The organism is Streptomyces sp. NPDC014734 (genome assembly GCF_043083325.1).
Classification (GTDB): domain Bacteria; phylum Actinomycetota; class Actinomycetes; order Streptomycetales; family Streptomycetaceae; genus Streptomyces.
This window is the reverse complement of sequence record NZ_JBIBYN010000005.1, coordinates 199,626-224,903: the sequence shown is the minus strand read 5'-3', so window position 1 is coordinate 224,903 and position 25,278 is coordinate 199,626. Positions and strand designations below refer to the sequence as shown.

Here is a 25,278-nt window from a genome sequence, read left to right as displayed (position 1 = left end):
AGGCGCGGACGGGGCGGGTGGTCAGCCCGCCACGACGGGCAGGCTCATCAGGTGGTCCACCAGGGCGAGCAGCACGTCCCGGGCGAACGGGCGGTCGCGGACGTCGCCGATCAGCATCGGTACGTGCGGGTCGAGGTCCAGGGCGGCCCTGATCTCGTCCGGTGTGCGGGTGTTGTGGCCGTGGAAGCAGTTGATCGCCACGACGAACGGGATGTCCCGGCTCTCGTAGAAGTCGATCGAGGCGAAGCTCGACTCCAGCCTGCGGGTGTCGGCGATCACCACGCCGCCGAGCGCCCCGTTGACCAGGTCGTTCCACATGAACCAGAAGCGTTCCTGGCCGGGGGTGCCGAAGAGGTAGACCACCAGCTCCGAACTGACCGTGATCCGGCCGAAGTCCAGGGCCACGGTGGTGGTGTCCTTCTGACCGACGCCCGCCAGGTCGTCGACGCCGACGCTGGCCTGGGTCAGGTACTCCTCGGTGCGCAGCGGGGTGACCTCGCTGACCGCGCCGACCAGGGTGGTCTTGCCGACGCCGAAGCCGCCGGCGATAAGGATCTTTACGGCGGCGGGGGCCGCCTGACTGCTTGTCATGTTGGTTCAGAGTCTCCGGAGTCCGTCACGAACGGCGGCGAGCAGGCCCATGTCGGCCCCGCCGGCGGCCCGCGCCACCGAGAGCGGTGCGCGGGCCAGCAGCAGGCCATGGGCGACGAGGTCGGCCAGGAGGATCTTGGTCACCGATACCGGGAGGCCGAGGTCGGAGGCGACCTCGGCGACCGCCGACGGACGGCGGCAGCGTTCCAGGATCATCCGGTGTTCCGGCTGGAGCCGGCCCGGCAGGATCGGCGCACCGTGCTCGTCCCGCGGGTCCTGCGCGGTGGTCAGCACGGTGATGAGGCTGAAGTCGTCGCGCTCGGGAGCGGTCCGGCCCCGGGTGATGGTGTAAGGGCGCACCATCGTGCCCGCCGCGTCCTCCTCGGCGTCCTCGTCCTGCCAGTAGGGGGTCACGCGCGCTGCCCGTCCCCGGTACCGAAGGCGTCGAAGTCGTTGCGGGTCGGGGTGGAGAGCTTCTGGCCGACCTGCTGGACGAGGTTGTGCATGGCGAGCGACATGATCTCGGCGTCCACCTCCTGGGAGGCGATCACGGCGAGGTGGGTGCCCTGGCCGGCCGAGATGATGAACAGCCACAGGTCGGCGAGCTCGACGATCACCTGGTGCACGCCGCCGCCGTTGAACAACTGGCCGACACCGCGGGCCAGGCTCTGCTGACCGGTGCAGATGGCGGCAAGTCGTTCGGCGTCGGCCCGGTCGATGGTGCGCGAGTGGCTCACCACGAGACCGTCGTCGGAGAGCAGGACCGCGTTGACGGTCTCGGCCACCGAGTCCACCAGGCCGTCGAGCAGCCAGTCGAGATCCTGGTGAGTGGCGGTTGTGCGTGTCATGACCGTTCTTCTCTCGTGGGATGCGGGGTGGCGGGCGGTGGGGGCTGCGTCGGTGCCGTATCGGTCGCGCGGGCGGCGCGGGACCGGCGCTGGAAGGCCCCGATCGCGGCTCCGGCCCGGCGCGGGGCCGGACGCGGTTGCGGGTTCTCGTCCCGGCGCGGCGGTGTCGGCGCGGTGCTCCGGGCGGCCGGGGCGATCCGCAGTTCGTCCGCCAGGCTGGCCTGCCGCACCCGGCGCGGCAGTGGGGGCTCGGAAGCGGACGAGGCGGGTGCGGGCCGGTCGGAGGGGTGCTCCGACGGGACGGCGTTGGGGTCCGGCGGTGCCGGGTGGTCGGGTTCCGACACCGGCAGCCGCCCCACGTGGGTGGTGTCCGGCTCGGCCTGCCGGGGATCGGGGACCGGGAGTCCGGGGGTGTCGGCCCCGAAACCGGTGACGTACGGGGTGGGGTACGTCTGCCGCGACGCCTGGTAGGGCTCCTCGGGCGCGGCGTACGACGGCTGGTCCACCGGGTACTGGCCGGCCGCCGTCATGTAGGGCTGTTCGGTCGCACCGTAGGGGGACTCGTGCGGGGTGAACGGCTCGCCCGGCGCGTTGTACCCGCCGGGGGGCCGGTACTGCTCGTCCGGCGCCGGTGCCGGGTTCTCCGGCGCGCCGTACGTCTGTTCCCGGATGTTGTCGGGGAACACGGCACCGGGCGACGGGAGCGGCTGCTCCTCGGCCGGGAACGGCTGCGGGGCGGTGGCGGCGTAGGGGACGCCCGCCTCGTTCAGCGCGGTGACGCCGGCCAGTGCGCGGCCCTGGACGCGGCTGGGCAGGGGTTCACCGGGAGCCGTCTCCGGCAGCGGCGCCGGGGCGGGTTCGGCCGAGGGGGCCGGGGAGGGCACGCCGACCGGTCCGGACTGCGGCTGCGGGACGGTGAGCTCGTCGGGGACGAGCACGACGACGCGGGTGCCCCCGTACGCCGAGGAACGGAACTCCACCCGCAGGCCGTGCTGGTCCGCGAGCCGTGCGATCACGTAGAGCCCGAGACGGACGTCGTCGGAGTGGGCCAGCACGTCCATCCGGGGCGGGCGGAGCATCAGCTCGTTGGCCTCGGTCAGCTGGTCCTCCTCCATCCCCAGACCCCGGTCCTCGACCTCGATGGCCAGACCGCGGCTCACCTTGGCGGCCCTGACCTCCACGGGGGCGGGGGGCCGGGAGAAGCTGAGCGCGTTCTCGATCAGCTCGGCGAGCACGTGCGAGACCGGCCCCACGGCCCGGGCGGACAGCCACGGGGCGCCGTCGAGGTCCAGCACCACCCGCTGGTAGTCCTGCACCTCGCCCTGCGCGGAGCGCATCACATCCAGCAGCGGCACCGGCTTGCGCCAGCGGCGGTGCGGGGTGCCGCCCGCGAGAATGACCAGGTTCTCCTCGTACCGGCGCAGGCGCGCGGTGAGGTGGTCGAGGTCGAAGAGGCCCTCCAGGACCTCGGGGTCCTCGTGCTTGCGCTCCAGGGCGTCCAGCTTCTTCAGCTGCTGGCCGATCAACTGCTGGGTACGGCGGGCGATGCGCTGGAGGAGGCGTTCGAAGCCGCGGTGCTGGTCGGCCTGTCTGACGGCGGCGGCCAGCGCACTGGTGCGGGCCAGGTTGAGCGCGTCGCCGAGCTGGGTCAGCTCGTCGCTCCTGCCGCCCTTGGTGTCGTTCTCGATGGCGCGGGCCTCGGCCTCTACGTCGATGCGCTCGCCCCGGGCGAGCCGCTCGACCACCTCGGGCAGGGACTTCTCCAGTTCCTCGGCCCGTTCCTGGAGGTTGCCGATGCGGCGGCGGAGGTTACGCGTGAGACGCCAGGTGGTCCAGATGACCGCGATGACGGCGAGCAGGCCGACGACCGTGGTGAGCACCATCTTGAACAGGAGGGACATCACACTGCCCTTGCCCTCCTCGACCACGGAGGCGGTGCGCTGTTCCAGCAGCTTCTCGATCTGCGGGTCCACTTCGTCCAGCGCGCCGCGCCAGGTCTTCTCGTCGGCGTCGATGCCGACGAAGCCGTCGTCGTCGGTACTCGCCGGATTCAGTACCCGCTTCTCCACCTGGGTCTTGGTCTTCCAGGCGGGGCTGGAGGTGATCTTCTCCCACTGGGCCTTCTCATCGGCCGAGAGGTAGGGGACGACCTTGGTGGAGTACTGGAAGGGCTGGCCGGAAACGGCCTCCCGGATCTGGGCCAGGTCCTCGGTGCTCAGCTTCTTCCCGGCCCAGCCGCGCGCCAGCAGGGCGTCCGAGCGGGAGATCATCTCCTTGGTCCAGAAGAGGTCGACGAGCGGCTGGGAGAGCGTGGTGATCCGGCCGTTGTCGACGTGGCTGAGCGCCGCGAAGAGTTCGAGGTCGACCGAGATCAGGTCCGTGTAGTAGCGGTACACGGTCTTCTGCTGGTTGGTGCCGCCGCCGTCGACCAGGGCACGCTGGGCGGACAGCTGACCGATCGCCGTGCGCGCCCGGCGGACCGCGTCGCGGACCTCGGACGGGGCATCGTCGGTCGCCACGTCGGAGAGGGTCTGGAAACTCTTGATCGCGTCGTCGGTGAGTTTGCGCTGCTGTCGCAACGCCTCCTCGGCACCCTTGTGCCGGGCGAGCGCCTCGGCGCTGAGCCGACGCTCCTCCTGGAGGTTGTAGTACACGATGTTGGAAGGCTGACCGGCCTTCTCGGCCAATTGTCCCTGGGCCGCCTGCCGCTGGAAGTCCAGCAGGGTCTGGCCACTGGTGACCGCCCAGAGGGCGGCCAGGGCGACTCCTGGAACGATGGCCAGTACGAGCAGGGCTGTCCGCAGCGACATGGTGGTCGATCCGGTCCGCCGTGAGGCGCGCGTGCGCAGGGCGTGCTCCTTGACGATGATGCCAGCCTCAGACTGGTCAAATCCGTTGAGAACTTCGACAGATAGATATTAGTCACACTGCAAAAATGAAGAGAAAGTGGGCTCATGAGTGCATCACTGATCACGCACATCCTCGTCACAACGGTCCGGAACTCCCCGTTCTGTTCCGGTTCGCCCGCCCCGCGACCGTCCCCCGGGGCGACTGGACATGACGGCCCGACACATGTGGTGGTGTTCGTGCCGGAAGCCGATGGCCGGAACTGACGTCGGCGTACTTCGGCGCTCGGGGGAGAGCGCGGCGCGCCGTACGGGTGAGGCACGGTCGGGGATATATCTGTATCAAGTGCACTTTGTCCGTAACGCATCGCTCAGGTTCCGAACGCCCGGCCCGGGCGGGTGTGGGATGCCCTCCGGGGACGCATGACCGCGCTCATCGTCTGCCACTTCGTCCTCGCCGGCTGCGCCCGCCCGCTGGTGCGCCTGCTGGGCAGTCGTGCCTTCGTCGTCCTCGCGGCGGCGCCGGCCGCCGCCACCGTGTGGGCGGCCACGCAGTGGCGGACCACGGCGTCCGGCGGCTCCGTCGTCCAGACCTGGTCGTGGATGCCCGCGTGGGGCGTCGGCGTCGATCTGCGGCTCGACGCGCTCGCCGAACTCATGGTGCTGCTCGCCGCCGGGATCGGCACGCTGGTCCTGCTCTACTGCGCCTCGTACTTCACCGGCACGACCCCGCAACTCGCCGGCTTCGCCGGGAACCTGCTGGCGTTCGCGGGCGCCATGCTCGGCCTGGTCCTGGCCGACGACCTGATGTCGCTCTACGTGTTCTGGGAGCTGACCACGGTCTTCTCGTACCTGCTGATCGGATACGACAGCGAACGCAAGCACAGTCGCCGCTCCGCGCTCCAGGCCCTCACCGTGACCACGCTCGGCGGCCTCGCGATGTTCATCGGTTTCCTGATCATCGGTCAGGCGACCGGCACCTACCGGATCTCCGCGATCCTGGCCGACCCGCCCCCGGCCGACGCCGCCGTGACGGCCGCTGTGGTGCTGATCCTGTGCGGGGCGCTGTCGAAGTCCGCGATCTGGCCGTTCAGCCTCTGGCTGCCGAACGCGATGGCCGCGCCCACCCCGGTCAGCGCCTACCTGCACGCCGCCGCGATGGTGAAGGCCGGTGTCTACCTCGTCGCCCGGCTGGCCCCCGCCTTCTCCGACGTGCCGGTCTGGCGGCCCGTCGTGATGGTGCTCGGCGCGGTGACCATGCTGCTCGGAGGCTGGCGGGCACTGCGCCTGAACGACCTCAAGCTGGTCCTCGCCTACGGCACCGTCAGCCAACTCGGCTTCCTCGTCCTGCTCGCCGGGGTCGGCAACCGGAACACGGCACTGGCCGCCACCGCCATGACCCTCGCTCACGCCCTTTTCAAGGCACCGCTGTTCCTCGTCACCGGCATCGTCGACCACGCGGCCGGCACCCGTGACCTGCGCAGACTGTCCGGCGTCGGCCGGGCGCTGCCGCACGTCCGCACGGTCGCCGTGGTGGCCGCCGCGTCCATGGCCGCCCTGCCCCCGCTGCTCGGCTTCGCCGCCAAGGAGGCGGCGTTCGAGGCGCTGCTGCACGGGAACACCGCGGACCGCTGGGCACTGGGCGCCACGGTCGCCGGGTCCGCGCTGACCGTCGCCTACACCGTGCGGTTCGTCTGGGGCGCCTTCGCCCGCAAGCCCGGCGTCGAGGACACCCCCGTGCACCGGGTCGGCCCCGCGTTCCTCGCACCGCCCGCCGTGCTCGCGGCCTGCGGGCTGCTCCTCGGACCGGGCGTCGGCGGGGTCGACGGGCTGCTCGGCGCGTACGCGGACACCTTCCCCCCGGTCGCACACCCCTACCACCTGTCACTCTGGCACGGACTCGGAACCGCCCTGCTGCTCTCGGCCCTCGCCGTGGCGTGCGGCGCGGCGCTCTTCGCGGGCCGCAACCCCGTCACCCGGCTCTCCCGCCGGATCGCCTGGCCCACCGCCGACAGCGTCTTCGGGCACCTGCTGCTCGGTCTGGAAAGGTTCTCGCTCCAGCTCACCGGCTTCATCCAGCGCGGCTCGCTCTCCGTCTACCTCGCCACCACCCTGCTCGTGATGCTGGCGGGCCAGCTCACCGTCCTCGGCGTGGACCGGCCCTGGCACGGGGCAGTCCTCCCGCGCCTCTGGGACGTCCCGCTGCAGGGCGCCGTCGCCGTCCTGACCTGTGCGGCGGCCCTCCTCTGTCTCGTCGTCAGACGCCGGATGAAGGCGGTGGTGCTGGCCGGACTGACGGGATACGGCGCGGCGCTCCTCTTCGTCGTCCAGGGCGGCCCCGACCTGGCGCTCACCCAGTTCTGCGTCGAGACCGTGTCCATGATCGTGTTCGTGCTGGTGCTGCGCCGGATGCCGGTGCACTTCCAGGAATCGGTGAGCAACCGACGGCGGATCGTCCGCGTCCCGGTGGCGCTGGCCGCGGCGGCGACACTCAGCGTGGTGGTGTGGGTCGCGGCGGCCGCCCGTACGACGGACCCGGCGGGAGCGGCCATGGTCGAGGAGGTCGCCCATCACGGCCTCAAGGACGTGGTGGCCACCATCCTGGTCGACCTGCGCGCCTGGGACACCATGGGGGAGTCCGCCGTGCTCGCCGCCGCGGCGATCGGGGTGACGAGCCTGATCTACCTGCACCGCCGCACCGAGGGCGCGTCGCTGCGCGAAGAGGTCCGGGGACGAACCGCCTGGTCGCTGAACGCGCCGGGGATGACGGGCCTGCCCCGGGGCGACGAGGGGGCACCGGAGCGCGGCTGGCTCGCGGCAGGTTCGACGCTCGCCCCCGAGCACCGCTCCATCGTCTTCGAGGTGGTGGCCCGGCTGCTGTTCCACCCGGTCCTGGTGCTCTCGGTGTACCTGCTGTTCTGCGCGGAGAACATGCCGGGCGGCGGCTTCGTCGCCGGGCTGGTCGCCGGACTCGCCCTGATCACCCGCTACCTGGCGGGCGGTCGCTTCGAACTCGCCGAGGCCGCGCCCCTGCAACCCGGCCTCTTCACCGGCCTCGGTCTGTTCGTCTCCACCGGTGTGGCCCTGCTCGGCCTCGTCGACGGAACGGTCCTGCACGCCTGGACCCACTACGGACACCTGCCCCTGATCGGGCCGTACCACATCGGCACCCCGGTCCTCTTCGACTTCGGCGTCTACCTCCTGGTCCTGGGCGTGGTCCTGGACATCGTGCGCGCGCTCGGCGCCAAGATCGACCGGCAGATCGAACGGGCCGCCGCCCTGCACGCCGCCGAACCGGACGACGCGGCGCCGCGCACCGGTCCACCGCCGGAGGCGCCCCCCGGGACGGAGGGCACCCCGCGATGACGGTGAGCGTCTCGCTCCTGGCCACCGCGGCGGTGCTGTGCGCGGTCGGCGGCATCCTCATGCTCACCCGGCCCCTCACCCGCATCCTGCTCGGCGCGGTGATCGCCGGCAACGGCATCAACCTGCTCGTCATCGCCGCGAGCGGACCCGCCGGCGAGGAACCGCTCCTCTACGGCGTCCCGTTGCGCCTGGTCACCGACCCGCTGCCGCAGGCCATCGCGCTCACCGCCATCGTCATCACCCTCGCCACCACGGCGTTCCTCCTCGCCATGGCCTACCGCAGCCACCAGCTCAACGGCACCGACGAGGTCCACGACGACGACGAGGACCGGCGCATCGCGCTGCGCGCCGAGGTGCTGGGGGAGCGGGACGAACTGCGCGAACGCTACCGGGCCGCCGACGACGTCACCGAGGAGCAACGTGCCCGCTACCGCGCGGAACGCCGCCGCCTGCGGGCCAGACTGCGCGCCGACCGCGCCCTCCAGGCCCGCGGCCGGTACGCCACCGGGGACCTCTGGCACGACGTCCTGGGCGCCGACCCCGACGACTACGCGAAAGGACTTGCCCGGCCGGAGAACCACGCACCCCCCGGCCCCTCCGGCAACCGCCCCACCGGCCCCGACGGCGGCGGCCCGCACCGGGACACCCGTCCCGACGACACCGACCCGGGAGCCACCGGATGAACGAACTCGTCCCCCTGCCGGTGCTGCTGCCGCTCTGCGCCACCGGCCTCAGCCTCGCCTTCGGCACCCGGCTCAAACAGGTCCAACGCCTCGTCAGCGTCGCCGTCCTCACCGCCGTGCTCGGCCTCTCCGTCGCCCTGATGATCGCCGCCGACCGGCAGGGACCGCTCGCCGTCCACCTCGGCGACTTCGCACCGCCGCTCGGCATCACCCTGGTCGCCGACCGGCTCTCGGGGCTGATGCTGACGGTCTCCTCCGCCATCACGCTCTGCGTACTGATCTACTCCCTGGGCCAGGGCATGGCCGACCGCGACGAGGAAACACCCGTGGCGGTCTTCCACCCCGCGTACCTGATCCTGGTCGCCGGGGTCTCCTGCACCTTCCTCGCCGGCGACCTCGTCAACCTCTTCGTCGGCTTCGAGATCATGCTGGTCGCCAGCTTCGTCCTGCTCACCCTCGGCGGCACCGGCCCCCGCGTCCGCGCAGGCTCCACCTATGTCATCGTCTCGCTGCTCTCGTCGATGCTGTTCCTCACCGCCATCGCCATGACCTACGCGGCCACCGGCACCGCCAACTTCGCCCAACTGGCCGGCCGCCTCGTCCAGCTCCCGCTTGGCGTGCAGACCCTGATCCAGGCCATGCTGCTCACCGTCTTCGCCATCAAGGCCGCCGTCTTCCCGCTCGCCGCATGGCTCCCCGACTCCTACCCGACCGCACCCGCCCCCGTCACCGCGGTCTTCGCCGGCCTGCTCACCAAAGTCGGCGTCTACTGCATGCTGCGCACCGAGACCCTGCTCTTCCCCGGCAACCGGCTCGGCGACCTGCTGATGGCCGCCGCACTAGCCTCGATGGTCATCGGCATCCTCGGAGCCGTCGCCCAGACCGACCTGAAACGGCTGCTCTCCTTCACCCTCATCAGCCACATCGGCTACATGGTGTTCGGCATCGGCCTCGCCACCCGGGACGCGTACGGCGGCGCGATCGTCTACGTCGCCCACCACATCACCGTGCAGACCACACTCTTCCTGACCACCGGGCTGATCGAACGTCGGGGCGGCACCACCGAACTCACCCGCATCGGCGGACTGGCCAGGGCGGCACCCCTGCTCGCCGTCCTCTTCTTCGTCCCCGCCATGAACCTGGCCGGCATCCCGCCGCTCTCCGGCTTCATCGGCAAACTCGGCCTGATGCGGGCCGGGGTCGCCGACGGCGGGGCCTGGGCCTGGCTCCTCGTCATCGGTTCCGCCGTGACCAGCCTGCTCACGCTGTACGTGGTGGCCAAGGTCTGGAACCTGGCGTTCTGGCGGGCCGCGCCCCCGGGGCAGGCGGAGGCCGGCACCCTCCTGGAAGCCGGTCCCGACGAGGAGGACGCCGACATCGACACGGGGCCCGACCACATCCCCGGCAGCGGCGACGAGTCGGTCCGCCACCGCCACCAGCCCGCCGGGCGCGCGGTCGCGGCCACCCTGCACGGACACGCCGTCACCACCACGACGCGACTGCCGCGCCCGATGACCGCGGCCACCGCCGCGGCCGTCGCCCTCGGCCTCGCCTTCACCGTGTTCGCCGGACCACTGACCTCCTACACCGACCGCGCCGCCGTCGAACTCATCACCCGTTCCCCCTACACGGAGGCGGTGTTCAGCCCGTGAAGCGCTTCATCACGCTGTCCTTCCGGCGCGAGGACCGACCGGCCCCCGGCGGCCGGTACCGGGGCCGGCGCGTGCTGGATCTCTCCCTGATCGCCTGGCTCACCGTGATCTGGGTGCTGCTCTGGTCCGGACCGAACTGGGTGAACGTGCCGACCGGCGTGGTCGTCGCGATCGCGGTCTGCCTCGCCTTCCCACTGCCCCGGGTCGACCTCGGGCTCCGCCTGCACCCCTGGGGCATCGTGGTCCTCACCGGCTCCCTGCTCCACGACATGTACACCTCGGGCGTACGGGTCACCCGGCAGATCTTCGTCGGCTACCCGCACCGGGCCGCGGTCATCGCCGTACCCCTGCGCTGCCGCTCGGACCTGATGCTCGCGGCCACCGCCGTCGCCGTGTCCAACATCCCCGGCGGATCGATCGTCGAGGTGCGCCGCGCCACGGCCACCCTCTTCCTGCACGTCCTCGACGCGGACCGGCCCGCCGCGCTGGACGCGGCCCGGCGCTCCGTCTGGCGGCTGGAACGGCTCGTCGTACGGGCCTTCGGCACCTCCGACGAGATCGCCCGCGTCGGCGGACCACCACCTGCCGGACACCTCGGGAGGCACCACACATGAGTGTTCCGGAGACCGTCGACCGGGTGCTGCTCACCGCGTCCGTCGTCGTGATCGTCGTCGCGGGCGCGGTGCTCCTCGCCCGGATCTGGCTCGGCCCGTCCATGCTGGACCGGGCCATCTCGCTGGACGTGTGCGCCGCCCTCATCATCGCGGGCCTCGGTGCCAAGTCCGCCTTCGCGCGCGACCCGTTCTACTTCCCGATCATGCTCGTGCTGGCCTTCCTCGGATTCACCGGATCCGTCGGCATCGCCCGCTTCATCGCCGCCCGCGACCGGCCGACGTCATCGATCGGGGCGGACGGGCCCGGGAGCGGTACCGGAAGGGCGACCGGCGGCGAAGGAGGGACACCATGAAGGTCTGGCTCCAGATCCTCGACACCACCGGCGCGGCACTTGTCGCCGTCGGCGCGGTGATCTGCCTGCTCGGGGTGATCGGGATGCTGAGGCTGCCGGACGTGCTCTCCCGCAGCCACGCGGCCACCAAGCCGCAGACCCTCGGCATGATCCTGGTCCTCGCCGGAGTCGCCCTGCGGCTGCGCAGCGGCATGGACCTCGCCACCCTCGGGCTGATCGCCTTCTTCCAGCTCATGACCGGTCCGGTCGCCGCGCACCTGGTGGCCCGGGCGGCCTACCGGACCGGCCAGATCGACCACGCCGAACTGCTCTTCGACGAACTCGACGAGCAACTCACCGAGAAGGGCTGACCATGCTGCGCGTCACCGACACCCGTACCGGCCGTCCGGTGGAGATCCCCGCCGCGCCGCGCCGTCTGCTGCGCGGACACGTCCACCTGTCCGGCCTCGACGCGGACGCGGAGGACGGCACCGGGATCGGGCCGGGACACCTGCGCGTCCTGCTGATCGGCGACGTACTGGCCCGCACCGCCGAACTGCACGGCCTCCAGGTCGTCACCGTCCTCAGCACACCGCGGCTGGGCGACGACCGCTTCCGGGCCCTCGACCGGGTCATGGCCGTACTGGGCGTCCACCCGCCCGTCGTCGTCGGCGCGCACCGGCCGGACGCGGCTCTCGGCGGCCCCGCCGACGTGCACGTGACCGCGCGGGGAGCCGGACCGCCCGATGCCGCGGACGGGGCGTGGGTGGAGGTCGGCCCGGTCGGTACGGCCCCGCTCGCCGAGGGCGCGCCCGGCCCGCTCCTCGCACCGGACCCGCCCGACGAGGCAGTGACGGACGACGCCGACCCGCTCGCCGTTCGACTGCTGCTGCTCGGCCGCCCCTACTCCACGCCGACGACGGTCACCGGTGAAGCCCTGGCCGAAGCCCGGCGCACCCTGCGCCGGTGGCGCCTCCAGGTCGCCGACTGGGCGCGCGAGCCGTCCCGGCCGATCCCCGACGACCTGCTGCACCGGTCGCACGCGGCGCTCGTCGACGATCTCGGCGTCCACATCGTGCTGGGCACGCTGGACGACGTGGCGGCACGCTCCGATCTGCCGCCCGGCGCCAAGTTCGAGACCTTCGCCCATCTCGACCGCGTCCTCGGTCTGGACCTCGCACGCGACATCGGCCGCTGAACCGCGCGAGCGGGACCGGAACAGGCAGCCCGCCGCCGACCGGCTCCGCCGAGAACGACCGGCCGGGCGGCGGGGACGCGGGACGACGGGAACCCGGACGTCCGCAGGCGGCTCGTCTCCGGACACGTGCGTCGGCCGGTTCGTCCAGGAGGCCGGGAAACTCGTGAAGACCGAGTTCGCCATTCCGGCACGATCTTGCCTAAACCATCTTTAAGATCGCCGACAAGGCGGTTCTCCGCATCTCTATGTACTCCTTCACGAGCGGGGCCGCAGGGGCTTGTTGACGCTGAGAGCAGGGGATGACATCCACACATGAACGATCGAAGAGAGCTGCGCCCGCACCGCGTCGGCGGTGTCCGCGCGTTCTCGGCCGCCGCGCCGTCGGCAGTGCGGCCGCTCTCGCCCTGGGAATAGGCAGCGCCTCGTTAGCCATGGCGCCCACGGCGCACTCGCAGGCGGGGGAGGGATCGGTGACGGTCCGGGTGATCCGGGCCGTGGACGCCAGCGGTGTCTGGACGCCCGCACTGGAACCGGGTATCGCGGGCGTCCAGGTGACCCTCACCGACGACGCCGGAACCGGCGTCGAGGGGGTCACGGCGGCCGACGGCACCGTGACACTGACTCCGGCGGCGGACGAGAAGACCGGCGGCACCTACCGCGTGCAGGTGGTGAACCCGAAACCGGGTGTGCTGTTCCCGGCCTTCGCCTCGCGCCAGGGACTCGACGGCGCACCCGACCAGTTGAGCAGCAACGAGGAGTTCGTCGACCTCTCCGGCGGGAAGAACGTGGCGCTGACCACCGGGCTGTGGAGTCCGGGCGACTACTGCCAGAAGAACGCACCGCTGATGACGACCTGTCAGCCCACGACGCGCGAGGGCGGGACTCAGCGCACGCTGGTCTCCTTCCCGTACGACGCCCGCGGCCAGGACGGCGTCGACGTCAACGTCACGAACATCGCCACCAACGCCGAGACCGGCACTCTGTTCGGCGTCGCGTGGAACAAGGCCGACAAGCGGGTGTTCTCCTCGGCGGTGGCCAAACGCAGCACGGACTACGGTCCGGGCGGCGCCGGGGGGATCTACGTGACCGACCCCGCCCGGAAGAAGACCGCGCTGTTCACCGTCGTCCCGGACGCGGGGACGACGGCACACGGCACGGGCACCGACGACGCCTTCCTCGCCGCGCCCGGCAGGGAGAGCCTGGGCGGCATCAAGGTCACGGACGACGGCAAGGACCTGTTCGTCGTCAACCTCAACAATCGCAAGCTCTACCGGTACGACGCCACGGCGGAGACCGCCCGGGAGCCCGAGGCCGTCGCCACCGTTCCGGACCCGGGCTGTCCGGCGCCGGGGGACTGGCGCCCGTTCGGCCTCGGCCTGCACGACGGCGTCGGCTACGTCGGCGGGGTGTGCTCCGGCGAGTCCACCGGGAAGGTCTCGGACCTGCGCGCCGTGGTCATGCCCTTCGACCTCGCCACCGGAGAGTTCCGGAAGCCGGTGCTGGACCAGCCACTGGACTATCCGCGGCAGTCCACGGTCGGCGGTGGTCCGTGCGACGGCGCGGGCTGGTTCCCGTGGACGAACACCTACCCGGTCTCGCAGAACGGCCGTCCGTGCGGCAGTTCCACCATCGCCAACCCCGAACCGGAACTTGGCGAGATCGCCTTCGAGACCGACGGCTCGATGCTGCTGTCCTTCCGCGACCGCTTCGGCGACCGCGCACCGGCCGGTCCCACACCGGGCTCCGCCGCCGTCGTCATGTCGGGCGGTGACCTGAACAAGGCATGTCCGGTGGACGACACGTACGTGATGGACACCAACAACGGCTGCGGGCTGTCCCCTCGGGGCACCCGGTTCTTCGACACGAGCTGGGGCGGTCACCGCAACACGGCGTTCGCGGGCATGGCGCTCTCCGGGGTGGAGAACACCATCGCGACCTCCGCCTTCGACCCCGACCACACCGCCTACGGTTACGGCACGTCGTTCCTCCAGCGCGACGGCGCGCAGGACCCGAAGTTCGGCCTGCGGCTGAACCCGCCGGGCACCGTCGCCCCGTTCGGCAAGGGCGCCTCGATGGGCGACCTGGAGGTCCTCTGCGACCAGGCACCGCTGCAGATCGGCAACCGGGTCTGGTACGACCCCGAGCGCACGGGCATCCAGAAACCGGGCCAGCGCCCGGTCGTGGGCGCCACCGTCCACCTGTACGACGAGTCGGGCAAGCTCGTGGGCACGACCAGGACGACGGCGCGCGGCGAGTACTACTTCGACGACTCCAACGTCACCGGCGGCCTCCTGCCGAGGACCAAGTACACCATCCGCCTCGACGAACCGGCCGACTACGCCGAGGGCGGCCCGCTCCACCAATGGGTGCCCACGGAAGCGGACGTCGGTGACAACCACTTCATCGACTCCAAGGGCATCGTCCCGAAGGGCGCGAAGTTCCCGGAACGGGCGCTGACCACCGGCGGGCCGGGGGAGAACGACCACACCTACGACTTCGGCTTCCGGCAGCAGGAGGGGGCACTGCGCCTGGTCAAACACGACCAGGACGACAAGCCGTTGGCCGGGGCGACGTTCCGGCTGTGGAAGGAGACGAACGACACCGACGGCCTGCAGACCACCGGGACGGAACCGGACACACCGGTCGACGAGCCCTGCGTGACCGGCACCGACGGCATCTGCGAGGGCGCCGGTGTGCCGGGAACGTACTACTGGCAGGAGGTCAGCCCGCCCGACGGGTACGCCGTACCGGACGTGCCGGTGTTCGGGCCGCTGGTCCTCACCTCCGACAACCTCGACGCCGGGGTGTCGGTGACAGCGGTCAACCAGCGGCTGCCCGAGCCCACACCGACGCCGACACCGACGACAACGGCCCCGGGCAAACCGGGTTCACCCGGGGCCCCGGGTCAACAGGGCGCTCCCGGCGCGGCGGGGCACGTCTCCGACTCGGGCCTCGCGTCCACCGGCACGAGCAGGCTGGTTCCGCTGGCCCTGGCCGGTTGCGCCGCGCTCACCGTCCTCGGCACGGCGCTGGTCGTGCTGATGCGCAGGCGAAGGACGTCGCACCACTGAGGGATTGCGGGGAGCCGACACCTTGATTCCCCGCAAACCCTGGCAGGGCAACCGCGCTCGCCCTGACGGCCGAACCGTTCAGGGGCTGTGGCCTCGTCGTTCGTCGTGACTGATGGGCGCTCGGTGTTGTGTTCGTCGCAGCTGGGACGGCGCAGGACCTGAGCGACCGGGAGAAGAGGGGGTGTGTTGAGGGGAAGGGCGATCGGGACGGCAGATCTCGGACCGGTCCGGCGGGACGGGATACTGGTCATCGGGTTCCGATCGCCCACGTGGTTCCGTCCGCGCCGAAGCCCCGCCCGGGGCTTCGGCGCGGACCTTCGCATCGATGCCGGCGAGCCGGTCGGTGTGGCGAATCGGACCCGGGCCGCGACCCGCGGTCGCCGTGGCGGGCTCGCGGTGAAGCCCGGGTCGACCGGAGTCACGTTCGGAGGAGTGGAGTCCCGGGGCGCAAACGGCGCCGCAGGTGCGAAAGGCCGCGCCGGAGTTCGTGGCCGCGGTCGACGGCCCGGGGAACGCGTGAGCGTCGAAACGGTGCGCCCGTGCCGCGCGATGACCGGCATCCCGCCCGACCTCACCTGCCCGGGAAAGATGATCGGCGGCGGACTGCCCTGCGGCGCGGTCGTGGGGCGCACCGAGTCCATCGACATGGCCGAGAGCTCCCAGGACCGTTCACCAACGACGAGAACCGGATCCCCGCCGGTGGCACACTCAGCGGCGACTCACCGACCTGCGCGGCAGACACGGCCACCGTGCGACGTCTCAAGACACGCCCCGAGCTCTACCGGCAGCTCGACGAGCACACCCAACAGCTCGCCGTCATGCTGAGCCAAGCGGCCCGCGAACGCGGCATCGCCTGCCGGGCCAAGGCCCGCAACTCCATCTTCTCCCTCACCTTCAGCCATGACGAACCGAAGCCGTACCGGGACCGAATGACGGGAAGCAACTTCAAGGCCACCATCGCCCCGGCGTACTACATGCGCAAGCACGGCGAGTACCTGCCCGAACCGCACAGCCTCCTGATCAGTTCCGTCCATACCGCGGACGACCTCAACGAGATCGCACAGGCCTTCGGCAAAGCCTCGACGAAATGCTCGCCGACCACCTCTTCATCACCCGATCCCGTGGAGATCGCCTGTTGGGATCGCCCTCGACGTGTGGTTCGCGGCCGACGGCACCGGCCTGAACATCCTTCTGACCGTGGCCAGTTGCCGGTGTACGATCGAGCAATGTCTCCGGACCGCGAAGAACGGATGCGGCCCCGGCCACTACCGGGTCCGTAAACACCATGCCTGGTACGGCACATCGCCCCTGCCACGGCAGCCCACGTCTCCCTGACAACAGCCCGTGCGGCCGAACTCCAAAAGGGGATCAGAAAACGGTGAACAGCGCCCCGTCCCGCTGAGCCCGCCCGGGATCCGCCGTCCTGGCTTTCGCCTCACAGCACGTCCGTTCCCCCGGAAGTCGCCCGGGTTCCGCACGGTTCCCACGGGCGCAGGCAAGCACAACACCGAGCACGCATCGGCCACGACGAACGACGACACCACAGCTCCTGAACTGTTCCACGGTCATGCCGAGCACGGTTGCGGTACCGGGTCGTCCCGTGGGGATCACGCCGGGCTCGCGGGACCGGTCCGGAACCGGCACGGGGCCCAAGTGATCCGGCCGGCAACGGTGAGGCGCCGGGCCGGACCGGGCGGGTCGGCGGACCATCGGTTCGCACCCCCGTCCTCCTGTGTGACCGACCGACGAGAGAAGGCGACCGCATGGCTCGGAAGAGGAAGACCGGTGGCCGTGTGCCGCGTCGGACCCGCTGGCTCGGATCTCTGATCGTGCTCGTGGTGTGTGGCGTGGCAGCGGGCGGGCTTGCCGTCTACCGGGCCCTCTCCGGCCACACCGACGAGCGGCCGGTGACGACGGACGAGGCGTCCAGACTGGCACTGTCGCGGCTGAACCTGTACCAGGCGAGTCCCGTCGCGGTGACCCTCACCACGACCGAGGGCGGCGGCGTGATGGTGCGGGTCAGTGGCATCGTGGACTACCGGACCCACCGGGCCGTCGGGAGCTACCAGGTCAGCGGTGCCGGCGGCGCCTCCAGCGAAACCTTCGGCCCCTCCGGGACTTCCGGGCCCGTCGCCGGGCAGCTCGACCGGGGTCTGATCGTCTGGGACAGCGGCGGCCTCGGCCTGGCCCGCGCCACGCGGGGTGACACCACCCCGCCCTGGCAGCAGGCCGAGCACATTCCGCGCTCGGGCTGGTCCTCGCGCTCCTACACGACCGATCCTCTGGACGCCGGGCTCCGGTTGCTGATCGGGCTCGGCGCCGACCGCCCCGACAACCCGTTGTTGCTCGCGCAGTCCGGAGCCCGTTGGCTGGATCGCGAGCGGATCGACGGCCGCGACTACGACCGGTTCGCCGGGCCGCGGGCCCAGGGCGCCAAGTCGAGTGCCGGGCCCGACGGCGGACGGTCGCCGCTGACGTACTGGGTCGACGACGACGGCGGTCTGCGGCGGGTCACGATGCGGATGCCGGGCCTGGGGACTCCGACCACCGTGGAGTTCTCCGGACGCGACAGCCGGGCGAAGCTCCCCGAGGCACCGTGGAGCACCGGCTGACGCCGCGGGCGGCTCCCCGGCCGCCGACGGTCCTCCTCACCCCGCCTCCCGGGGCGGCACGGTGAACGGGGACGGTGCCCACCGCGTCACCGCGTCCGCCGATTCCCCGGGCTCGCCGCGTCACCGCGTCCACCGGATCACCGCGCTCAGCGTGAAGGCGGCACGGAACCCGCGTCCTCCGGGAGCGGATACGCGGCCGCGTCGACCGGCCCCGGCAGACCGGTCGCCGGTTTGCCCGGGACCGTCGCGTCCGGCATGGACGGCTGGGCGGGCGGCGCCTGCACACGGTTGAACGGGACTCCCGGCGGCGCCTGCACCGGCACCGTCCGGCCACCGGGCAGCGTGCCCCTGCCGCCGGTGCCGCAGCCCGCGCGACCCTCCAGACCGTCCGGGCTCTGGATGGCCGGCCGGTTGCCCGCGAAGCAGTTGGTGGGATCGACCGAGGCCAGCACGAGGTCGGCCCCGTTGCCGGTGGCGTGGTTGCCCTCGACCCGATTGCCGCTCGCCGGATGCCCCGGCGGGTCGGTGACGACCACCCCGGCCGCGCGGTTGCCCCGGACCAGGTTGCGCTGCACGCGGTTCCCGGTTCCGCCGCCGATGCCGATGCCGATGCCGAAGCCCCCGTCCGCCTGCTCGGGTGTGTCGGCGGCGTTGTTGTCCACGACCACGTTGCCCGCGATCACCGCACCGTGCTGCGGGGCGAGGGCCTCCAGATCGTTGGAGTTGATCGTGACGCCGACCCGGTTGCCGACGACGCGGTTGCCCAGCACCGACAGGGCGTCCGAGGCATTGGTCAGTTCCACGCCTACCGCGTTGCGCTCCACCGTGTTGCCGCGGACGACGGTGTTGCAGGGCTTGCACTGGCCGACGTAGATGCCGGAGTCGGCGTGCCCCGAGGCGTAGGAGTCCTCGATCACGCCGTCGCGCGCGTCAAAGGCGTAGATGCCGTAGAGACCGTTGTTGTACGCCGTCACCCGGGTCGCGCGGAACCCCCGGACGGCGGGGAAGCGGGTGGTGTCCAGGGGGTCGTAGGCGGAGCCGCCGGCGCCGCGCCGCTGCAGCCGTTCGTCGGTGACGCCGGTGAACAGCACGCCGTTGGCGAGGTATCCGTGCACGGTGAGGTTCTCGACCACCGATCCGGCGCCGGTCACGGTGATGCCGTTGGCCAGCCGCATACCGCCGTCGAGGACCACCGCGTTGCGGTCCGTTCCCCGCAGCACCACACGGGGCTTGGTGACGCGCACACTCTCCCGGTACACGCCCGGGCCGACCAGCACCGTCTCGCCCTCACGGGCGACGTCCACCGCCTGCTGCACCGAACGGAAGTCCTGCGGAACGCGCAGCACGCTCCCCGCCGGATGCCGTGCGTCGGAGGACGTCGATCCCGTACCGGAGCACCCGGCGGCGGCCATCACGACCGAGACGACAAGTACCGACAGACGCAGGGCCGTCCGGACCACCGTCGCCGGGACCACCGGGCGTACCAACGAGCTTTCTGGAGACAGGAGTTGCATGGCAGATGTTTTATCGTCTGCAATAGGCGTATGCCCACCGAACAGGGAAATGCGCAGGAATCGTCCCGCCCCGCGGCAACCGGTTTCGGGCGGCGCCGGGCACTGCTCGCCGGTGGAGTGGTGCTCGCCGCCGGGATCGGTGCGGCGGCCGACGAACTCGCGAGGGGCGACCGGACCGCCGGACGCGCCACCGCCGGTGCCCCAGCGGCCGAGACCGCGATCGCCTTCCACGGTGTCCGGCAGGCGGGTGTCACGGCGCCCCAGCAACCGGCGACGCACCTGCTCTCCTTCGACCTCCCGCAGACCTCCACCGCCGACGACCGGAAGACTCTGCGCGGCGTTCTCGGCGCACTGACCCGCACGCTCGCCGCCGCCGCCTCCGCCGACCCGCCGGATCCGCGACTGCAGGGCGGTGGCGCGACCCGGCTCACCTCCCTGGTCGGCATCGGCCCGGCCCTCGCCACCCGCCTCCGCCTCGACGTCCCCGCCTCATTCGGCGCGTTGCCGGCCTTCCCCGGGGACCGTCTCGACCCGCGCCGCAGCAACGGCGATCTCCTGGTCCAACTGTGCGCGGCGGACCGCTGGACCGTCACCGTCGTCGCCGAACTCGTCGGCACGGCGGCGCACTCCGCCGGCGCCGTACCGCGCTGGACCCAGTCCGGTTTCCTGCCCCTGACGGCCCCGGGCACGACCCCTCGCAACCTGTTCGGCTCCAAGGACGGCATCGCCAATCCCGACCGGACGGCGGCCGAGCGGTGGGTCTGGGACACGACCGGAACCCACCGGAACGGCACCGTCCTCGTCTACCGCAGGATCCATATGGACGTCACCGGCTTCACGGCCCTCCCCGAGGCCGAGCGCGACCGGGTGATCGGCCGCCGCGCCCATGACGGAGCCCCCCTCAGCGGCACCGCCGAGCACGACGAGCCGGACATCTACGCCAAGAACCCCGACGGTTCCTACGTCATCCCCGCCACCGCCCACGTGCGTCTCGCCAGCCCCCGCTACGACGGTGGTGCCCGGATGCTCCGCCGCAGCTACAGCTACGACGACGGCCCGACCGACCGCGGCCTGCTGTTCTGCGCCTTCATGCGCGACCCCGCCCAGTTCACCCGCGTCCAGGACCGTCTGGCCGCCCGCGACGCCCTCGCCCCCTTCCTCCAGCACCGTGCCTCGGCCGTGGCCTACGTGCTGCCCGGCACCGCACCCACCGGGACTCTCGGCGAACAGCTCTGGGCATGAGGGCCCGCCCGCCGCGTCATCGCAACGCCTGAATACATCCAGAATCCCGAAATGCATACCGGAGTACCGGATATGCCAGGAGCCCCGGATGCGTCAAGAGTCTCGACTGCGTCAAGAGTCCTGTATGCGTCGAGAGTCCCGACTGCGTCAGGAGTCCCGACTGCGTCAGGAGTCCCGACTGCATCCGGCATCCGGGGCTTCTCCGCCCCGAGACGCACCGCTTCCGGCACCGCACGCCGAATTCCCGCGGCCGGGCGGCCGTCCCGGGCCGGGCCGACACCGCCCCGCGGCCGTCCCGTCCGCTTGCGCCGACAGGGCTCCGCGCGTGGCGGGGGAAGCACCGGGCCCGCAGTTCGCCACCCGCTTTGCTCTGCCGTACCGCCTTGCGGCTAGTTTGTGTGCAGGACAGGTACGAAGGCCCGTGGTGACAGAGGCGCACGGGGGAGGGGGGTCGGGAAGAGTGTCGCTGCGCGGGGGTGACCCAGCCGAGATCGGCGGCTATCCACTTGAGGCGCGGCTCGGCTCGGGCGGCATGGGTACGGTCTTCCTGGCCCGTACGAGTTCGGGGCGGCCTGTCGCGATCAAACTGATCCACCAGCAGTTCGCGGGGGACGACGAGTTCCGTATCCGTTTCCGGCAGGAGGTGGCGGCGGCGAGACGGGTGAGCGGTGCGTTCACCGCCGCCGTGGTCGACGCCGCCCCCGAGGCCGAGCAGCCGTGGATGGCGACGACCTATATCGAGGGCCGGACGCTCGCCCAGCACATCGCCGCGGAGGGCCCGCTGGACGGAGCGGAGCTGAGGAGGCTCGCCATCGGGCTGGCCGAGGCGCTGCGCGACATCCACCGGGTGGGGGTCGTGCACCGTGACCTGAAGCCCTCGAACGTCGTGCTCTCGCCCGAGGGTCCGCGCGTCATCGACTTCGGTATTTCGCGCGCCGCGGATCAGCAGACGCTGACGATGACAGGGCGGGTCATCGGTACGCCGCCCTTCATGTCGCCGGAGCAGTTGCGGGCGCCGCGTGGTGTGGGACCGCGGTCCGATGTCTTCTCGCTGGGGACGCTGCTGGTGTACTCGGCGACGGGCCGCGGGCCCTTCGACGCGGACAGCCCGTACATGACGGCGTATCAGGTGGTGCATGAGGAGCCGTCGCTGGGTGCCGTGCCGGTGGCCCTGCGCGCGGTCGTCGAGTCGTGCCTCGACAAGGAGCCCGAGCGGCGCCCCTCGGCGGACGAACTCCTCGTGCTGCTGCGGGACCTGCCGACCGACCTCGGAGGGACCGACGCGAACGGGACCGGCGCGGGCTGCACCCGCGACATGGCCACCCAGCACGACTTCGCGACGGCGGCCACCCCGGCACCGACTGCCCCGACCACCGCCCCGGCCGTTCCCGATACGGGGAGCGAAGGCGCCCCCGTCGGCGGCCGTCTGCGTCGCCGATGGCGTCCTGTGCTGGCGGCCGCGGTCGCGGTGGCGGCGATCGGCGGCGGAGTCGCCGTATTGAAGGCGGGCGGCTTCGGGGGAAACGTCGGCGGCGACAGGGGCAGCAGTGCCGCTGAGCCGGGCGTCGCGCTCCCCGACGGCTTCGAGCCCTGGCGCACGACCGTGCCGGGCGGTCAGGAGGACATCCCCGACGAGTTGCGTTGCGTCGCGCACGGCGACGCACTGTTCTGCGGGGGCGGCGGTGTTGTCGCGACCCGCATCAGCGTCCTGGACGGCTCGCGGGCGTGGACGGTGAAGAGCCCGGGTGTCCCCACCCAGGGCATGCACATGGTGGGCGCCACCGGCGATACGGTGCTCGGATACCGCTTCGCCGCCCAGGAGGCCCCGCAGGGCCCTCCCCGGGAGGTGGTGGCCATCGACGCGAGCAGCGGCCGGGAGCTGTGGTCCGCGCCGTCCGGCGCCCAGTCGACAGCCGTCACGGGTCGTACCGAGGACGCCGTCGTGTTCGGTTCCGCCGTCGTGACGGTCGACGCTTCCAACTCCCGCTTCGAGGCCCGGGACGCGCACAGCGGTGAGGTCACCTGGACGACGTCGTTCCCGGCGGGCAGGCAGTGCGCGCCCGTCCCGGTGGGCCCCCAGCTCATGGCAATGTGCGGGACGGACGAGGAGGTGGATGCCGTGGAGGTGTACCACCCCACCCTGTACACGGTCGACCCCGCCTCGGGGGCCCTGGGCAGGCCGATCGAGGTCGAAGGCCCCGCCGTGCCGATGGGTGTCGCCGACGGCGGGCTCGTGCTGCTTCAGGGACGCATGGACGGCCCGATACTGGTCGGCTACGACGGAGTGGCGCGGGTCGACCCGGCCTCGCGGAAAGTCACGTACTCCCGGCTGGCCACGACGTACGCGGGGACGCCCGGCATGGCGGACGGCACCGTCTACGTGAGCACGCAGACCGGTCTCATTGCGGCGCTCGACCCGGCGACCGGCCGGAAGAAGTGGTCGCGGCAGACGGGCGTGGAAGGTGCGTCGGGCCCCGTCGCGGGAGCCGACGCGCTGTACTTCAGCTCGGCCACCGGCCGTGTGGTCGCGCTGTCGCCGAACGACGGGAAGACCCTGTGGTCAACGGACCCGCAGGCCGATGGTCTGACGGGCGAGCAGGGCGCGAGCCCGCGCGTGGCCGTCGCGGGGCGTGTGGTGATCGCGGCCGCGGCCAAGAACACCCTCTTCGCCTTCGACACGCAGAACCCGCCGAAGCCGGGCTGACCCGGGCGGCACCGGACGCCGGCCGCCTCCGCGCCGTGCGGGCCACCGCGGCGGGTCACTCGGTCACCTGCGCGACCGGGCGGCGGGACGCTGAGAGCCTGTCGGGTGACCGTCGATCGGAAAGCGGGCGCGGCATGGGGCGTGCGATTCCAGGCGCGCCGCTCGCCCGCGGATCCGCACGGATCAGGCGTCTGTGGTCGCGGAGGCCGGGCGATGTCTCTGCCGCCACGAACGATCCCTCGTGCAGGAGAAACTTGTTCGTGCCGTTCCCGCCGAACTCGGTGAGTAGACGTCCGTGCGCCTCTCCGCCGTCCTTGGGGAGCGTGAGCCGGAAGTCGGGCGCACCGGGGAGACGGCCGGGCTGGGGCACGGGTCACCTTCCGTGCGAGGTGAGGCCCACGCGAACTCCATGCAGCCTGCCCGTTGACACTGCCAAGCGATTCGTCCTGCCGTCCCGTCACTCTCCGGACGGCAGGACGCTCCCGGCGGCGGAGAGACCGCTCGACTCCGCGAAGTCCTGGGAGCCGAGACGGTGCTTCAGGTTGAGCCAGTCCGACAGAGGCCGTCTCGGAACGCCTGCTGGGATTCTCGGCGTCGGGTGATTCGCGTCGGGTGATTCGCGTCGATGTATGACGACTCCGTGATCCCATTACTCGAGATCGCGTTGGCGGGCGGCATGGAACCTGGTGGTTTCCCTTCACGCCGTGCATACGATGTCCGTGATTACGAAGCAGGGGAGATGTTTCATGGGGTGGGACCAAAACGTGTCGCATGCCGACCTGCGCGCGTCAGCCGGGGCGGTCACGCTGAAGGACTTCGGGGCCTGGCGAGCGGGACGGATATCCTTGAGCAGGACATCCTTTCCAAGTTCCGGGGCTGGTGAACAACCACGATGCCCGAACTCTTTGCACAACTGCTCCGCCAGGATTTCGCCGAAATGGACGCCGCCACGGCGTCGTGGAAGAAGCTCGCCAAGGCGTTCGATGACACCCAGAAGGGCGGCCGCAAGCGCGTGACCGGCCCGCCTTCACAAGGCCAGGCTTGGACGAGGAGAAGCGGCAGTTCTACCTCGCCGCCTACCCGGACAGGATCGGCGCGCTGGACGGTCTGCCCACGCCCACCCGCGATGAAGCCAACCGTTCAGCCCTGGACCTGCGTCTGAATGACTATGCACTGCGGGAAGACAGCCTTGGCTACCACGACCGGTACAACTACCGGCACCTGACCAACCTCAAGGACCGTCTGGAGAAGACGGACGGCGGCCCGGCAGACAAGCAGATGTACCTCCTCGGATTCGGCACCGAGAAGGACGGCCGTGCCATCGTGGCCCTGGGCAACCCCGACAGCGCCCGGCACACCGCGGTCCTGGTGCCGGGAACGGACAACCAGTTGGACAACTACGGCGGACAGCTGAACCGCATCGAGAAACTGCAAAACGCGGCGGCAAACTCAACCGCAGCCGGAGAAGACGTCGTCGTGATCAGCTGGATGGACTACGACGCCCCCGAGATCGACGGAAGCGTAATCACCCAAGGCCGGGCCAAGGCAGGTGAAGAAGACCTGCGCAACTTCACCCACGGTCTCCGATCCGCACAGGAAGGCGATCGCGGGCACCTCACCGTCATCGGCCACAGCTACGGATCTTCTATGACCGGTGCCGCCGATGCTGGCGGCACCGGACTGGACGCGGACGACATCGTTGTTGTCGGCAGCCCGGGCCTCACTGTGGAACGCGCCGACCAGCTACACGTGAATCCCCACCACCTGTGGGTCGGCGCTTCCGGGGACGACTTCGTCTCCAACTGGACCTCCGGACTCACACTCTCAGTGGACCCGAAGGACCCCGATTTCGGAGCCCAGAGGATGTACGTCGACACCTCCGGGCACAGCCGATATTGGGACGACGGCAGTCAGAGCCTCGACAATCAGGGCCGCATCATCGCCGGGCTGAAGCCGCGTCCCGGGCCGTCCAACTGATCCGAAAGAGACCGCAGACCATGCCCAC

The 25,278-nt window shown here is 71.3% G+C and carries 18 protein-coding genes; 13 read left to right on the top strand and 5 right to left on the bottom strand.

From position 1 onward, the window contains the following. Positions 1-21: 21 nt before the first annotated feature. The 4 genes from ACF1CT_RS11590 to ACF1CT_RS11575 are packed head-to-tail and all read right to left on the bottom strand — an operon-like array spanning position 22 to position 4,249. Positions 22-591 (bottom strand): ATP/GTP-binding protein, encoded by a 570-nt coding sequence (locus tag ACF1CT_RS11590; protein WP_391783614.1) that lies wholly within the window; start codon positions 589-591, stop codon positions 22-24. Positions 592-597: 6 nt separating this feature from the next. Further along, a complete protein-coding gene (locus ACF1CT_RS11585) occupies positions 598-954 on the bottom strand; it encodes a DUF742 domain-containing protein (RefSeq protein ID WP_391783710.1) in 357 nt (118 codons plus the stop codon). A 47-nt stretch (positions 955-1,001) separates the two neighbouring features. Further along, positions 1,002-1,439 (bottom strand): roadblock/LC7 domain-containing protein, encoded by a 438-nt coding sequence (locus ACF1CT_RS11580; protein WP_391783613.1) that lies wholly within the window; start codon positions 1,437-1,439, stop codon positions 1,002-1,004. Next, positions 1,436-4,249 carry a nitrate- and nitrite sensing domain-containing protein gene (locus ACF1CT_RS11575; protein ID WP_391783612.1) on the bottom strand — a complete coding sequence of 938 codons (2,814 nt, stop codon included), beginning with the start codon at positions 4,247-4,249 and terminating at the stop codon, positions 1,436-1,438. The genes ACF1CT_RS11580 and ACF1CT_RS11575 overlap by 4 nt, the downstream gene beginning before the upstream one ends. A 459-nt stretch (positions 4,250-4,708) precedes the next feature. Between ACF1CT_RS11575 and ACF1CT_RS11570 the strand changes: the two genes are divergently transcribed. The 10 genes from ACF1CT_RS11570 to ACF1CT_RS11525 all read left to right on the top strand — a co-directional run bounded on the left by ACF1CT_RS11570 (position 4,709) and on the right by ACF1CT_RS11525 (position 17,813). After that, complete coding sequence (locus tag ACF1CT_RS11570) at positions 4,709-7,651, top strand: Na+/H+ antiporter subunit A (protein ID WP_391783611.1); 2,943 nt, start codon at positions 4,709-4,711, stop codon at positions 7,649-7,651. Next, positions 7,648-8,334, top strand: coding sequence for a Na(+)/H(+) antiporter subunit C (locus ACF1CT_RS11565; protein WP_391783610.1), 687 nt, complete (start codon positions 7,648-7,650; stop codon positions 8,332-8,334). The genes ACF1CT_RS11570 and ACF1CT_RS11565 overlap by 4 nt, the downstream gene beginning before the upstream one ends. Continuing rightward, positions 8,331-9,986, top strand: coding sequence for a Na+/H+ antiporter subunit D (locus ACF1CT_RS11560; RefSeq protein WP_391783609.1), 1,656 nt, complete (start codon positions 8,331-8,333; stop codon positions 9,984-9,986). The genes ACF1CT_RS11565 and ACF1CT_RS11560 overlap by 4 nt, the downstream gene beginning before the upstream one ends. Then, on the top strand, positions 9,983-10,600 hold the full coding sequence (locus ACF1CT_RS11555) for a Na+/H+ antiporter subunit E (protein ID WP_391783608.1): 618 nt from the start codon (positions 9,983-9,985) through the stop codon (positions 10,598-10,600). Before ACF1CT_RS11560 ends, ACF1CT_RS11555 begins: the two co-directional genes overlap by 4 nt. Continuing rightward, complete coding sequence (locus ACF1CT_RS11550) at positions 10,597-10,953, top strand: monovalent cation/H+ antiporter complex subunit F (RefSeq protein WP_391783607.1); 357 nt, start codon at positions 10,597-10,599, stop codon at positions 10,951-10,953. Before ACF1CT_RS11555 ends, ACF1CT_RS11550 begins: the two co-directional genes overlap by 4 nt. Beyond that, the gene (gene mnhG / locus ACF1CT_RS11545) at positions 10,950-11,303 is read left to right on the top strand and encodes a monovalent cation/H(+) antiporter subunit G (RefSeq protein ID WP_391783606.1); all 354 of its coding nucleotides are present in this window, start codon (positions 10,950-10,952) and stop codon (positions 11,301-11,303) included. The genes ACF1CT_RS11550 and mnhG overlap by 4 nt, the downstream gene beginning before the upstream one ends. 2 nt (positions 11,304-11,305) lie before the next feature. Next, on the top strand, positions 11,306-12,130 hold the full coding sequence (locus tag ACF1CT_RS11540; RefSeq protein WP_391783605.1) for a hypothetical protein: 825 nt from the start codon (positions 11,306-11,308) through the stop codon (positions 12,128-12,130). Between the two features lie 470 nt (positions 12,131-12,600). Beyond that, positions 12,601-15,201, top strand: coding sequence for an SdrD B-like domain-containing protein (locus ACF1CT_RS11535; protein WP_391783604.1), 2,601 nt, complete (start codon positions 12,601-12,603; stop codon positions 15,199-15,201). 749 nt (positions 15,202-15,950) lie between these two features. Beyond that, complete coding sequence (locus tag ACF1CT_RS11530; RefSeq protein ID WP_391783603.1) at positions 15,951-16,481, top strand: hypothetical protein; 531 nt, start codon at positions 15,951-15,953, stop codon at positions 16,479-16,481. Positions 16,482-16,964: 483 nt separating this feature from the next. Further along, positions 16,965-17,813, top strand: a complete 849-nt coding sequence (locus tag ACF1CT_RS11525; protein WP_391783602.1) for a hypothetical protein — start codon at positions 16,965-16,967, stop codon at positions 17,811-17,813. Positions 17,814-17,959: 146 nt separating this feature from the next. Here the strand turns inward: ACF1CT_RS11525 and ACF1CT_RS11520 are convergent, their stop codons facing one another. Continuing rightward, on the bottom strand, positions 17,960-19,327 hold the full coding sequence (locus tag ACF1CT_RS11520; protein WP_391783601.1) for a nitrous oxide reductase family maturation protein NosD: 1,368 nt from the start codon (positions 19,325-19,327) through the stop codon (positions 17,960-17,962). Between the two features lie 30 nt (positions 19,328-19,357). On the opposite strand from ACF1CT_RS11520, the gene ACF1CT_RS11515 reads away from it, so the two are divergent. The 3 genes from ACF1CT_RS11515 (at position 19,358) to ACF1CT_RS11505 (ending at position 25,250) form a co-directional block, all read left to right on the top strand. Next, on the top strand, positions 19,358-20,569 hold the full coding sequence (locus ACF1CT_RS11515) for a Dyp-type peroxidase (protein WP_391783600.1): 1,212 nt from the start codon (positions 19,358-19,360) through the stop codon (positions 20,567-20,569). 460 nt (positions 20,570-21,029) lie between these two features. Next, complete coding sequence (locus ACF1CT_RS11510) at positions 21,030-23,273, top strand: PQQ-binding-like beta-propeller repeat protein (protein WP_391783599.1); 2,244 nt, start codon at positions 21,030-21,032, stop codon at positions 23,271-23,273. A 1,041-nt stretch (positions 23,274-24,314) separates the two neighbouring features. After that, entirely contained in the window at positions 24,315-25,250 is a 936-nt protein-coding gene (locus ACF1CT_RS11505) for an alpha/beta hydrolase (RefSeq protein WP_391783598.1), read from the top strand. The last annotated feature ends 28 nt before the right edge of the window (positions 25,251-25,278 follow it).

Excerpts from the sequence above, each read along its gene's own strand:
- ACF1CT_RS11590 (WP_391783614.1), bottom strand. The coding sequence starts at position 591 with ATGACAAGCAGTCAGGCGGCCCCCGCCGCCGTAAAGATCCTTATCGCC.
- ACF1CT_RS11550 (WP_391783607.1), top strand. The coding sequence starts at position 10,597 with ATGAGTGTTCCGGAGACCGTCGACCGGGTGCTGCTCACCGCGTCCGTC.
- ACF1CT_RS11525 (WP_391783602.1), top strand. The coding sequence starts at position 16,965 with ATGGCTCGGAAGAGGAAGACCGGTGGCCGTGTGCCGCGTCGGACCCGC.
- mnhG (WP_391783606.1), top strand. The coding sequence starts at position 10,950 with ATGAAGGTCTGGCTCCAGATCCTCGACACCACCGGCGCGGCACTTGTC.
- ACF1CT_RS11560 (WP_391783609.1), top strand. The coding sequence starts at position 8,331 with ATGAACGAACTCGTCCCCCTGCCGGTGCTGCTGCCGCTCTGCGCCACC.
- ACF1CT_RS11585 (WP_391783710.1), bottom strand. The coding sequence starts at position 954 with ATGGTGCGCCCTTACACCATCACCCGGGGCCGGACCGCTCCCGAGCGC.
- ACF1CT_RS11520 (WP_391783601.1), bottom strand. The coding sequence starts at position 19,327 with ATGCAACTCCTGTCTCCAGAAAGCTCGTTGGTACGCCCGGTGGTCCCG.
- ACF1CT_RS11580 (WP_391783613.1), bottom strand. The coding sequence starts at position 1,439 with ATGACACGCACAACCGCCACTCACCAGGATCTCGACTGGCTGCTCGAC.
- ACF1CT_RS11570 (WP_391783611.1), top strand. The coding sequence starts at position 4,709 with ATGACCGCGCTCATCGTCTGCCACTTCGTCCTCGCCGGCTGCGCCCGC.
- ACF1CT_RS11575 (WP_391783612.1), bottom strand. The coding sequence starts at position 4,249 with ATGTCGCTGCGGACAGCCCTGCTCGTACTGGCCATCGTTCCAGGAGTC.
- ACF1CT_RS11515 (WP_391783600.1), top strand. The coding sequence starts at position 19,358 with ATGCCCACCGAACAGGGAAATGCGCAGGAATCGTCCCGCCCCGCGGCA.
- ACF1CT_RS11540 (WP_391783605.1), top strand. The coding sequence starts at position 11,306 with ATGCTGCGCGTCACCGACACCCGTACCGGCCGTCCGGTGGAGATCCCC.
- ACF1CT_RS11565 (WP_391783610.1), top strand. The coding sequence starts at position 7,648 with ATGACGGTGAGCGTCTCGCTCCTGGCCACCGCGGCGGTGCTGTGCGCG.